Consider the following 12308-nt stretch of genomic DNA (forward strand, 5'->3'; position numbering starts at 1 on the left):
CAGGCTCGCAGTAAACCTGCGGTAATCTCAATTTCGAGAGGAGAAATATGAATAAACTTTCAAAGCTCGCGTTCATTGCAGCTACCGCAGTTATGGCTGCATCCGCTTCGGCACAGTCGGTGCCGGCGTCGCGTCAAGCCGTCAATGACAACTGGGTGAACGGCACGGGCGAATGGGTGTGGATGAACGGCACGAACGAGCTCTGCTGGCGCGATGCGTTCTGGACGCCGGCCACCGCCAACGCGAAGTGCGATGGCGCACTGGTCGCCCAGGCACCGCAGCCGCCGGTCGCTCCGGTCGCTCCGGCCATCACGAGCCAGAAGATCACGTATCAAGCTGACGCGCTGTTCGACTTCGACAAGGCAACGCTCAAGCCGCTGGGCAAGCAGAAGCTGGACGAACTGGCTTCGAAGATCCAAGGCATGAACACGGAAGTGGTCGTCGCAACGGGCTACACGGACCGCATCGGTTCGGACAAGTACAACGACCGTCTGTCGCTGCGCCGTGCGCAAGCCGTGAAGTCGTACCTGGTCAGCAAGGGTGTGCCGGCCAACAAGATCTACACGGAAGGCAAGGGCAAGCGCAACCCGGTTACGACTGGCTGCAACCAGAAGAACCGCAAGCAACTGATCGCCTGCCTCGCACCGGACCGCCGCGTGGAAGTCGAAGTGGTTGGTACGCAAGAAGTCCAGAAGACGACCGTTCCGGCGCAGTAAGCCGCGGTTTTCGACTGCTTCAAAGCCCCGCTCCGGCGGGGCTTTTTCATTGACGCCCGTCCAGGCGCTCGCTGGCCTCGTCGTCCGCCCGCTTATATACTCGGGGCTGACGAACCGCAGCACCGCCCTCCTTCCGTAGCCCGTTTGCCGCCATGACCAACGCCGATCCGCACGAACTCCAGAAATTCAGCGACCTCGCCCACCGGTGGTGGGATCCGAATGCCGAATTCAAGCCGCTGCACGACCTGAACCCGGTCCGGCTCGGCTGGATCGACGCGCATGCGCACCTGGCCGGCAAGCGTGCACTCGACATCGGCTGCGGCGGTGGCATCCTGTCCGAATCGATGGCCGGGCTCGGCGCCCAGGTGAAAGGCGTCGACCTGTCGACCGAAGCGCTTGGCGTCGCCGACCTGCACAGCCTCGAAAGCGGCATCGCGGTCGACTACGAGGCGATTGCCGCCGAAGCGATCGCCGCGCGCGAGCCAGGCACCTACGACGTCGTCACGTGCATGGAGATGCTCGAGCACGTGCCGTCGCCCGGCGATGTCGTCGCCGCATGCGCGACGCTCGTGAAGCCGGGCGGCTGGGTGTTCTTCTCGACGCTGAACCGGAATCTGAAGTCCTACCTGTTCGCGGTGATCGGCGCCGAGTACATCGCGCAAATGCTCCCGAAGGGTACGCACGACTACGCGCGCTTCATCCGCCCGTCGGAACTGGCCGGCTTCGTGCGTGCGACGGATCTGCACATCGTGGAGATCAAGGGCATCACGTATCACCCGATCGGCAAGCGGTTCGCGCTGTCGAACGACACCGACATCAACTACCTCGTCGCGTGCCGCCGCGGCGCGTGACCCTCCGACCGGCATGACGACTCCCCTTTCGACCGCGCGGGCCGCACTCGACGAACCGCGCCTGCTGCACTGCGCTGCCGTGCTGTTCGACCTGGACGGCACGCTTGCCGACACGGCGCCCGATCTCGCGGCCGCCGTCAACAAGATGCAGCGCGCGCGCGGCCTGCCCGAAACGCCGCTCGACGTGCTGCGGCCGCTGGCCTCGGCCGGCGCGCGCGGCCTGCTCGGCGGCGCGTTCGGCATCGATCCGCACACGCCCGGCTACGAAGCAATGCGCGATGAGTTCCTGGCCAACTACGCGACGGATATCTGCGTGCATACGACGCTGTTCCCCGGCATCGGCGACGTGCTCGACGAACTCGATACGCGCGGCGTGCGCTGGGGCATCGTCACGAACAAGGCGATGCGGCTCACGGCGCCGCTCGTCGACCTGCTCGGCCTTGCACCGCGCGCTGCCTGCGTCGTCGGGGGCGACACAACGCCGCACCCGAAGCCGCACCCCGCTCCACTGCTGCACGCGGCCGACCAGCTGACGCTCGTGCCGGCGCGCATCGTCTACGTCGGCGACGATCTGCGCGACATTCAGGCCGGCAGCGCCGCCGGCATGGCGACGGTTGCGGCCGCGTACGGCTACTGCGGCGACGGCGCCGCGCCGGCCGACTGGCAGGCTCAGCATCTCGTCGACACGACGCAGGAACTGCGCGAACTGCTGCGCGATGTTGGGATATAATGGTTGATCTGATCCGCGGGGGCGACCTGGTTTCGACAGGGGTTGTGAAGCGGCTAGGGCATGTCGAGGACCCGTCACCTCGTTAATCAATGGGAAAATCGTAACTGCAAACGACGATACGTTCGCACTGGCAGCCTAACGGCCGCCGTCCTCTGCCTAGTTCACTGACGGGCTAGTGTCGCAAGACCGGTAGCAATACCGCCAGAGGTCATTTACGTCAGTTAAGCCCTGTCGGCGTCGCGACGCCAGGGTCGAAAACCTAGCGAATCGCCGTAGTGCAGCGTGTTCGTCCGCGTCGCTGCGGTTAAATCAAATGACTGAACTAAACATGTAGAACTAGTCGTGGAGCGCTTCTGGACGCGGGTTCGATTCCCGCCGCCTCCACCAAATTCCGCGTTCGCCGCACGAACCCCGCATGACGCAAGTCTGCGGGGTTTTTTGTTGCTGGCGAAACGCATGCGTCCCCCTTCCTTCCGAAAAAGCGCCCAGCCACGAACGGGCCGGGCGGAATGCCGCCGGTATTCCAGCGACAGGAGGTGACGGATATTCCGCGGTGGCCGCGCAAGCGTCGGTTGCAACGGGTTGCGGCCAGCCCGGTTGCCGCTGCGCAGGGCGCGACGTTTCCGCCGCACCCTGCGCTCGAGCACACCGGGCAATACAAGACTTAGCTGCCGCGATACAGCGACTTCATTTCTTCAGCGCTGGCCGGGCGCACGCCCATGGCACGCGAACCCGATGCCGATGCGCCCTGTGCCTGCGCACCGTACCCGCTGGCGTCGGCGCCTTGCGCTTGCGCCAGTGCGCTGCGCTGCTGCTCGGCAACACGCGCCGTGGCGGCCTGGACCGCTTCCGGATAGTGCGGATCTTCGCCGCGGGCGGAGTTGTAACCGGCTTGCTGGAGCTGGACCAGCTCGGCACGGACCTGCGCGCGGGTGATCGTCGAACCCGACTGGGCAAACGACACGACCGGGGCAACGAGAGCGGCAGCAACGACAACAGCTTGAACGAGCGACTTCATGATGACCTACCTCCAGATTTGTCTGTTTTCCGCGGTGAACACCTTGTTCAGCGCCGACAAACCGAAGTTTATGTAGGCGGATGCTTAAGAATAAGGCAGATTTCTGGAAGACATCCTTACTGATTTACGGGTTAACCCTAGATCACCTGCCGGGCCGGCGATTCGCGAACGCTGCTTCATCCGGCATCGCGTCGCATGACGACTCGCCTGAAAGCACGAGCCCCGCGAAGCAACAACGCTTCGCGGGGCTCGAATGGTATTGCACGGGATTCGGGCATTCGCGCCGGTCAGACGATCAAGCCGATATGCGCGTGCACATCCACCCGCCTGCCGAATCGACACCGCACGACGACGGCGCAAACACGCCTGTCCGCGCGTTACTGGCTATCCATCGGGCATTTCAGGTTGCAGCCGTTCGGGTCACCCAGGTCGCCCTTGCGACGCAATGCCGACTTCTTGCTGCCCTGGTATTTCTGCGACGGCGCCGACGCCGCGAACGGCATCTGCGGATGCTCGTTCAGGCGAAACTGTTCGCTCAGGATGCCTCCCGGCACGCCAGGAGAATTCTGCGCAAGTGCAAACGGCGAAGCCGCGACCAGAAGCCCCGCGGTCAACGCTGCCGCGGCGAGGGAAACGGAAAATTTCATGGCGGGATGACGCCTGAACGGCGTGCTTGTTGGAACGTTGATCAAGCGCCAAGCGTAGCGCAAATCCCTCGCTGCTGCAGCGCGGTCCGACCGCGTGCCTGTCACCGGGAATGGCCGTCCGGCGCGCTCGTGCCGTCGCTGCCGGCCAGCCCCGTCGCGATGCTCGTCAGCGTCCCGCATGCGGCCGGATCGTAGCCGTCGAGATGTGCGACGCGCTCGACGAAGCGCGCGTCGCACAGCAGCGCCAGCACGCCGGCGAGCGGCCGCGCGTCGAGCCGCGCGCGTTCGCACGCGAAGTAATAGTCCTCGTCGACAACCGGAATGAAATCGAGCCCGAAATGACGGGCGGCCGGCTCGACGCCGAAGCCGAGATCGGCCATCCCGCTCGCGACGAACGCGGCGATCGCCGAATGCGTGAGTTCGGCCGACGCATAACCGTCGATGCGCTCGGGATCGATGCCGATCGCGCGCAGCGCGAGATCCAGCAGCATGCGCGTACCCGACCCCGGCTGCCGGTTGACGAAGCGGATGTCGCTGCGCGCGAGGTCTGCGAGCCCGCAGACCTGCTTCGGGTTGCCGCGAGACACGAACAGCCCCTGCTGGCGGCGCGTCAGGTGAATCAGCGCGTGGCGCGTGTCGTCGAGCCACGGCCGGTAGATCTGCGCGCACTGCGCGCGAAACGCGCCGCGCGGCAAATGGAAGCCGGCCAGGTCGCATTCGCCGCGCGCGAGCGCCTGCACGGCCTCGACGCTCTCGCGATACTTGATGTCGACGGCTGCCTGCGCATCGACGAGCGCGGACACGAGCGTCGCGACCGCGTAACCGTGCGACGCGTGGATACGCACGACGCCGTCGTGCTGCGCAAGCCGCCGGTTCAGGTCGCTGGCCACCTCGGCTGCCAGCGTGCGCAGGTTCCCGTCGAGCCGGCTGCGCGCGAGGCGCTGCGCGTCGACGACTGCCCGCCCAAGCTCCGACAGCGTCGACCCCTTGCCCCGCGCGGTTTCGATCAACTCCCCGCCGATGCACGCTTCCAGCGCGCGCAGCATGCCCCACGCGTGCCGGTACGACAGCCCCTTTGCGTGGGCAGCCTGCGCAATGCTGCCCGTATCGGCCACGAGTTCCAGCAAGGGCGCGACGTCCGACAGGCTGGCCGTGCGACCTTCCGTGTCGCGTACGGTCAGATACGCGTCGCATTCGATTCGAACCACTTATGTACTCCGATTTCCTATTGCGACTGCGAAATCTTCCGCTTATCGTTGACGAAAATCAATCTTAACGAAGTCGCGATGCACGCTATATGAATAGTGAGCGCATATGAGACTTTGGAGGAGCATAACCGATGTCCCCGAATTCCCATGCGCCCGACGCGCTCGTCGAGCGCCATGCGCGCGCCGGCCGGTCGCTGGTCGCGATCCTGCATGCGATCCAGGACGACGCGGGCTACGTGCCGCCGGGCTGCGTCGCGCCGCTCGCCAGGGCGCTGAACCTGTCGCGCGCAGAAGTGCACGGCGTACTGACCTACTATCACCACTTCCGTACCACGCCGCCCGCGCGCGTGACGATCCAGATGTGCCGCGCCGAAGCGTGCCGCAGCATGGGCTGCGAAACGCTCGCCGCGCACGCTGAAGCCCGCACGGGCTGCCGGTTCGACGCAGCGCATGGCGATGCCGCGGATGCGCACGCGCCGGACGCCGTCGCGCTCGAATCGGTCTACTGTCTCGGACTGTGCGCGCAGTCGCCGTCGCTGACGGTCAACGGCGTGCTGCATGCGAAGGTCACGCCGGAGAAATTCGACGCACTGCTCGCCGATGCTCTCGCCCACACGCCGGAGGCCGCATGACGGCCCGCATCTACGTCCCCCGCGATTCGTCCGCGCTGGCCCTCGGCGCCGACGCGCTCGCCGCCGCGATCGTCACGGAAGCCGAACGCCGCGGCATCGCGATCGAACTGATCCGCAACGGCTCGCGCGGGCTGCTGTGGCTCGAGCCGCTCGTCGAGGTCGGCACGGCCGCCGGGCGCGTCGGCTATGCGAACCTGTCGGCCGCCGACGTGCCGGCCCTGTTCGACGCAAACTGGCTCGAAGGCGGTGCGCATCCGAGCGGCGTCGGCCTCGTCGACGCGCACCCCTATCTCGCGCGCCAGCAGCGCCTCACGTTCGCGCGCATCGGCCTGACCGATCCGCTGTCGATCGACGACTACCTGCAGCATGAAGGTCTGGCCGGCCTGAAGAACGCACTCGCGCTCGACGGCGATGCCGCGTGCGAAACGCTGATCGAATCGGGGCTGCGCGGCCGCGGCGGCGCGGCGTTCCCGGCCGGCATCAAGTGGCGCACGGTCCGGCACGCGAGCGCCACGCAGAAGTACATCGTCTGCAATGCGGACGAAGGCGATTCGGGCACGTTCTCCGACCGCCTGATGATGGAATGCGATCCGTACTGCCTGATCGAAGGGATGATCATTGCGGGCATCGCGACAGGCGCGACGGTCGGCTACATCTACGTGCGCAGCGAATACCCGCATGCGATCGCCACGCTCGAAGCCGCGATTGTCCGCGCACGCGACGCCGGCTGGCTCGGCGCACGCGTGCTCGGCTCCGCGCATGCATTCGAGCTGCACGTCGCGAAAGGCGCGGGCTCGTACGTGTGCGGCGAGGAAACGGCGCTGCTCGAATCGCTCGAGGGCAAGCGCGGCGTCGTGCGCGCGAAGCCGCCGCTGCCCGCGCTCGCCGGTCTGTTCGGCCAGCCGACCGTAATCAACAACGTGATCACGCTCGCGACGGCACCCGTGATCTTCGCGCGCGGCGCCGCGTTCTACCGCGATTTCGGCATGGGCCGCTCGCGCGGCACGCTGCCGTTCCAGCTGGCCGGCAACATCCGTCACGGCGGCCTCGTGGAACTCGCGTTCGGCGTCACGCTGCGCGAGCTGCTGTTCGACTTCGGCGGCGGCACGGCAAGCGGCCGGCCCGCACGCGCCGCGCAGGTCGGCGGCCCGCTCGGCACCTACCTGCCCGACCATCAGTGGGACGTGCCGCTCGACTACGAGGCGTACACGGCGATCGGCGCGGTGGTCGGCCACGGCGGCATCGTGCTGCACGACGACACGTCGAACCTCGCCGAGCTTGCCGAATATGCGATGAAGTTCTGTGCGATCGAATCGTGCGGCAAGTGCACGCCGTGCCGGATCGGTTCGACGCGCGGCGTCGAGACGATCGCGCGCATCCGCCGCGGCGACACGTCGGAGCGGCAGGTCACGCTGCTGCGCGACCTGTGCGACACGATGCTGGCCGGTTCGCTGTGCGCGATGGGCGGGATGACGCCCTACCCGGTGCTGTCCGCGCTCGACCATTTCCCCGAAGATTTCGGGCTCGCTGGCGGCAAGGATGCCGCGTCGAGCCCGGTCAAGGTTGCGGCCTGACCCAGAAGGAGCCCTGCATGTCCCTCGACACGAACAACGTCCGCCAAGGCGGCTGCGGCTCGGGCCAATGCGCGTGCAAGAGCGCCGCACAGGCGCGCGCCCGCGACCCGTTCGACGATACCGACTACGGCACGCCGCAACGCCATGCCGATACCGACGTCACGCTCGAAATCGACGGCCAGCCGGTGACGGTACCGGCCGGTACGTCGGTAATGCGCGCGGCGATCGAAGCCGGCGTCAACGTCCCGAAGCTCTGCGCGACCGATTCGCTCGAGCCGTTCGGCTCGTGCCGGCTGTGCCTCGTCGAGATCGAAGGCCGGCGCGGTTATCCGGCGTCGTGCACGACGCCGGCCGAAGCGGGCATGAAGGTGCGCACGCAGTCGGACCGGCTGCAGTCGCTGCGCCGCAACGTGATGGAGCTGTACATCTCCGACCATCCGCTCGACTGCCTCACCTGCCCCGCCAACGGCGACTGCGAGCTGCAGGACATGGCGGGCGTCGTCGGGCTGCGCGAAGTGCGCTACGGCTTCGATGGCGCGAATCACCTCGACGACCGCAAGGACGAATCGAACCCGTACTTCACGTACGACCCGTCGAAGTGCATCGTCTGCAACCGCTGCGTGCGCGCGTGCGAGGAAACGCAGGGCACGTTCGCGCTGACGATCGCCGCGCGCGGCTTCGAATCGCGCGTCGCTGCGGGCGAAAGCGAATCGTTCATGGCATCGGAATGCGTTTCGTGCGGCGCCTGTGTCGCCGCATGCCCGACGGCCACGCTGCAGGAGAAATCCGTCGTGCAGCTCGGGCAGGCCGAACACTCGGTCGTCACGACCTGCGCGTACTGCGGCGTCGGCTGCTCGTTCAAGGCGGAGATGAAGGGCACGCAGGTCGTGCGCATGACGCCGAACAAGAACGGCCTCGCGAACGAGGGGCACGCGTGCGTGAAGGGACGCTTCGCGTGGGGCTACGCGACCCACAAGGACCGCATCACGAAGCCGATGATCCGCGAGAAGATCACCGACCCGTGGCGCGAAGTGAGCTGGGACGAAGCGCTCACCTACGCGGCGACGCAATTCCGCAAGCTGCAGCAGAAGTACGGCCGCGATTCGATCGGCGGCATCACGTCGTCGCGCTGCACGAACGAGGAAACCTACCTCGTGCAGAAGCTCGTGCGTGCCGCGTTCGGCAACAACAACGTCGACACCTGCGCGCGCGTGTGCCATTCGCCGACCGGCTATGGCCTCAAGACGACGCTCGGCGAATCGGCCGGCACGCAGACGTTCGCATCGGTCGACCAGGCCGACGTGATCGTCGTAATGGGTGCGAACCCGACCGACGGCCACCCGGTGTTCGGCTCGCGGCTGAAGCGGCGCGTTCGCGAAGGCGCGAAGCTGATCGTGATCGACCCGCGCCGCATCGATGTCGTCGACGGCCCGCACGTGAAGGCCACGCATCACCTGCAACTGCGCCCCGGCACCAACGTCGCGATCGTCAACGCGCTCGCGCACGTGATCGTCACCGAAGGGCTTGTTGCCGACGCGTTCGTCGCCGAGCGCTGCGAGACGCGCGCGTTCGAGCAATGGCGAGACTTCGTGTCGCGCGCCGACAATTCACCCGAGGCAACCGCCGACGTGACGGGCGTGCCGGCCGAGCTGGTACGTGCCGCCGCGCGCCTCTACGCAACGGGCGGCAATGCCGCGATCTATTACGGGCTGGGCGTGACCGAACACGCGCAGGGCTCGACGACGGTGATGGGCATCGCGAACCTCGCGATGGCGACCGGCAACATCGGCCGCGAAGGCGTCGGCGTCAATCCGCTGCGCGGCCAGAACAACGTGCAGGGTTCGTGCGACATGGGCTCATTCCCGCACGAACTGCCCGGCTACCGGCACATCAGTGACGAGATCGTGCGCACGCAGTTCGAGCAGGCGTGGTCGGCCAAGCTGCAGCCGGAACCGGGGCTGCGCATCCCGAACATGTTCGACGCGGCGCTCGACGGCAGTTTCAAGGGGCTCTATTGCCAGGGCGAGGACATCGTCCAGTCGGACCCGAACACGCAGCACGTGTCGGCCGCGCTGTCGGCGATGGAGTGCATCGTCGTACAGGACATCTTCCTGAACGAGACCGCGAAATATGCGCACGTGCTGCTGCCGGGCTCGACGTTCCTCGAGAAGGACGGCACGTTCACGAACGCGGAGCGCCGCATCTCGCGCGTGCGCAAGGTGATGCCGCCGCTCGCGGGCTACGCGGACTGGGAAGTGACGCTGCAGCTGTCGCAGGCGCTCGGTTACGACATGCACTACACGCATCCGTCGGAAATCATGGACGAGATCGCGCGGCTCACGCCGACCTTCTCCGGCGTATCGTACGAGAAGCTCGACGCGCTCGGCAGCATCCAGTGGCCGTGCAACGAGCACGCGCCGGAAGGTACGCCGACGATGCACATAGACGAGTTCGTGCGCGGCAAGGGCCGGTTCGTGATCACCAAGTTCATTCCGACGCCGGAAAAGGTCACGCAGCGCTATCCGCTGATCCTGACGACGGGCCGCATCCTGTCGCAATACAACGTCGGCGCGCAGACGCGCCGGACCGAAAACGTCCGGTGGCATGAAGAGGATCGCCTTGAGATCCATCCGCACGACGCGCAGGATCGCGGCATCCGGACCGGCGACTGGGTCGGCATCGAATCGCGTGCCGGGCAGACGGTGCTGCGCGCGCTCGTGACGGAACGCATGCAGCCGGGCGTCGTGTACACGACGTTCCACTTCCCCGAATCGGGCGCGAACGTGATTACGACGGAAAGCTCCGACTGGGCGACGAACTGCCCTGAATACAAGGTGACGGCCGTGCAGGTGCTGCCGGTTGCGCAGCCGTCCGAATGGCAGCGCTCGTACGCGCGCTTCAATGCGGAGCAGATCGACCTGCTCGAGCGCCGCGCAAGCACGCCCGACACCGTGACGACAGGCAAGTGAGGCTGCGATGGACAACGACCACCTGATCGACATGGCCAACCAGATCGGCGCATTCTTCGAATCGATGCCCGATCGCGACGAAGCGCTGACCGGTATCGCCGAGCATATCCGGCGCTTCTGGGAGCCGCGGATGCGCCGCGCGTTGCTCGCTGCGCTCGACGATCCGTCGGGCGAAGCCGCGCAACGCGCGGCGCCGATCGTGCGCGATGCGATCGCCGCGCACCGCGCGTCGCTCGTTCCTGCTCCCGCGACCGCCTGAGCGCACTGCTACCCGGACACCGACATGCCCGCGAACCAGTTTTCGCAATGGCGCAGCAGCCCGTTCGCGTCGGTCGCCGTGCGCCCGCGCGCGGCGACATACCCGTCGGGCCGCAGCAGGTAGAACGACGGCCGCGAGCGGCCGTACTCCTGTGCCAGCCCGGCGGCACCGTCGCCTTCGATATCGGTGATCCGCCACACGCGCACAGCGCCCGGCATGATCCGTTCGAGCCCCTGCACGAGCGCCTGCGCATCGGCCGCCATCGGCGGCGCAGCGCCGGTGTCGGCATTCACCGGCTCCTCGAGCAGCAGCAGCGTGAAGCTCGCCGGATCGTGCAGATCGTATAGCCGCGCCGTTCCGGGCGCCTGACCGAGCGGGCCGTCGAGCACGCGCACGAGTGCGTCGGGTGCCCGCTCGCCCGCGCGCGGACCGCCGTCGAGCACACGCTCCAGCGTGAGCGGACTCTTCCGGTACTGCACGCCGAGTTCGCTGACCGTGCGCCGCACCGCGTCGCGCATCGGCCCGAACGACACCAGCAGCGGCACGACATGATCGCGCAGCAGCTTCATCGCGCCGCGATCCGCCTCGACGATCTGCGTAATGAAACCGGTCTGCCGCAACACGTCGCGCTCGATCGGATGGCGCTCGGCGTGATACGTGTCGAGCAGCCGTTCTGGCGTGCCCGCACCGAGCACGCGCGCAAGCTTCCAGCCGAGATTGAACGCTTCCTGGATGCCGGTATTCATGCCCTGCGCGCCGGCCGGGCTGTGGACGTGCGCGGCGTCGCCCGCGAAGAATACGCGGCCGTGACGCAGTCGGTCGACCATCCGGCTATGCAGGTGGAAATAGGACGACCACGTGAGATCGCTCGGCGAGATCGACGCGCCCACGCGTGCGCGCACGATCGCCTCGCATTCCGCGAGCGACGGGGTTGGCGCATCGGGCGACGCATCGCTGCCGGGCGGCCGGTCGGCAACGAGCCGGTAACGGCCGCCGCCCATCGGAAACAGGCCCGCCATGCCTTCGGGCGTCGTGAACAGGTGGATCTCGTCGTCCGGCCAGTCGGGTATCGCCGCGAAATCGGCGAGCAGGAAAGTCTGTTCGAACGCCTGCCCGGCGAAGCCCAGGCCGAGCAGATGCCTGACCGTGCTGTGCGCACCGTCGGCAGCGATCAGGTACGACGGCGCGAACGATTCGTCGCGGCCGTCGGCACAGCGGATCGTCACGTCGAGCGACGTGCCGCCTGCATCGCACGCGGTCAGCGTCGCGCCGCGCTCGACCGTCACGCCGAACCCGGCCAGGTGCTCGGCGAGCAGCCGCTCGGTAATGCTCTGGTCGAGAAACAGCAGATACGGGTAGCGCGTTTGCAGCGGATCGAAATCGAGCCGCGCGATCACGCGGCCGTCGGCATGCAGCGCGGCCGCATGCGCGCGATGGCCGAGCGCGAGAAACGGCTCGACCGCGCGATGCTGCTCCAAAAGTTCGAGCGTGCGCGCCTGGATGCCGATCGCGCGCGAATACGGCGCGGGCGCGGCGAGGCGGTCGATGATGCGCACCGGCACGCGGGCCCGCGCGAGGCTCATCGCCGCGGCAAGGCCGGTCGGCCCCGCGCCGACGATCAGCACGGGCGGGATATCGGGCAGTGTGTCAGCCATGAGAACCTCGATGACACGCGACCCTGCAAGTCTACGCCGCTCCGCGTGA

At 67.1% G+C, this 12308-nt stretch carries 11 protein-coding genes and 1 other RNA gene; 8 read left to right on the forward strand and 4 right to left on the reverse strand.

What is annotated here, in order from left to right; genetic code table 11:
- The first annotated feature begins 47 nt into the window (after positions 1-47).
- The 4 genes from ompA to ssrA all read left to right on the forward strand — a co-directional run bounded on the left by ompA (position 48) and on the right by ssrA (position 2684).
- Positions 48-716, forward strand: coding sequence for an outer membrane protein OmpA (ompA, locus tag DM992_RS16415; protein ID WP_006400736.1), 669 nt, complete (start codon positions 48-50; stop codon positions 714-716).
- 152 nt (positions 717-868) lie between these two features.
- Positions 869-1567: a bifunctional 2-polyprenyl-6-hydroxyphenol methylase/3-demethylubiquinol 3-O-methyltransferase UbiG gene (gene ubiG, locus DM992_RS16420; protein ID WP_111017578.1), complete on the forward strand. Its 699-nt coding sequence runs from the start codon at positions 869-871 to the stop codon at positions 1565-1567.
- Between the two features lie 13 nt (positions 1568-1580).
- Positions 1581-2297, forward strand: coding sequence for a phosphoglycolate phosphatase (gene gph / locus DM992_RS16425; RefSeq protein WP_111017579.1), 717 nt, complete (start codon positions 1581-1583; stop codon positions 2295-2297).
- Between the two features lie 17 nt (positions 2298-2314).
- Positions 2315-2684, forward strand: a transfer-messenger RNA (tmRNA) gene (gene ssrA / locus DM992_RS16430).
- Between the two features lie 277 nt (positions 2685-2961).
- Here ssrA and DM992_RS16435 read toward each other — a convergent pair.
- From DM992_RS16435 to DM992_RS16445, 3 genes are all read right to left on the reverse strand, one after another.
- Positions 2962-3315, reverse strand: a complete 354-nt coding sequence (locus DM992_RS16435; protein ID WP_111017580.1) for a DUF4148 domain-containing protein — start codon at positions 3313-3315, stop codon at positions 2962-2964.
- 377 nt (positions 3316-3692) lie between these two features.
- A complete protein-coding gene (locus DM992_RS16440) occupies positions 3693-3962 on the reverse strand; it encodes a hypothetical protein (protein WP_072436064.1) in 270 nt (89 codons plus the stop codon).
- A gap of 101 nt (positions 3963-4063) precedes the next feature.
- A complete protein-coding gene (locus tag DM992_RS16445) occupies positions 4064-5170 on the reverse strand; it encodes a substrate-binding domain-containing protein (RefSeq protein WP_111017581.1) in 1107 nt (368 codons plus the stop codon).
- 131 nt (positions 5171-5301) lie between these two features.
- Between DM992_RS16445 and DM992_RS16450 the strand changes: the two genes are divergently transcribed.
- From DM992_RS16450 to DM992_RS16465, 4 genes are read left to right on the forward strand one after another with little or no spacing between them, the layout of a single operon-like run.
- On the forward strand, positions 5302-5802 hold the full coding sequence (locus DM992_RS16450) for an NAD(P)H-dependent oxidoreductase subunit E (RefSeq protein WP_111017582.1): 501 nt from the start codon (positions 5302-5304) through the stop codon (positions 5800-5802).
- Positions 5799-7376 (forward strand): formate dehydrogenase beta subunit, encoded by a 1578-nt coding sequence (locus tag DM992_RS16455; RefSeq protein WP_111017583.1) that lies wholly within the window; start codon positions 5799-5801, stop codon positions 7374-7376. The genes DM992_RS16450 and DM992_RS16455 overlap by 4 nt, the downstream gene beginning before the upstream one ends.
- A 17-nt stretch (positions 7377-7393) precedes the next feature.
- Positions 7394-10345: a formate dehydrogenase subunit alpha gene (gene fdhF, locus DM992_RS16460; RefSeq protein WP_111017584.1), complete on the forward strand. Its 2952-nt coding sequence runs from the start codon at positions 7394-7396 to the stop codon at positions 10343-10345.
- 7 nt (positions 10346-10352) lie between these two features.
- A complete protein-coding gene (locus DM992_RS16465) occupies positions 10353-10604 on the forward strand; it encodes a formate dehydrogenase subunit delta (RefSeq protein ID WP_111017585.1) in 252 nt (83 codons plus the stop codon).
- Positions 10605-10612: 8 nt separating this feature from the next.
- Here DM992_RS16465 and DM992_RS16470 read toward each other — a convergent pair whose 3' ends face one another.
- Positions 10613-12259, reverse strand: coding sequence for an FAD-dependent monooxygenase (locus tag DM992_RS16470; protein ID WP_111017586.1), 1647 nt, complete (start codon positions 12257-12259; stop codon positions 10613-10615).
- Positions 12260-12308: the final 49 nt, after the last annotated feature.

Origin of the sequence: Burkholderia sp. JP2-270 (assembly GCF_003233675.1) — a bacterium.
GTDB classification, from domain to species: domain Bacteria; phylum Pseudomonadota; class Gammaproteobacteria; order Burkholderiales; family Burkholderiaceae; genus Burkholderia; species Burkholderia pyrrocinia_C.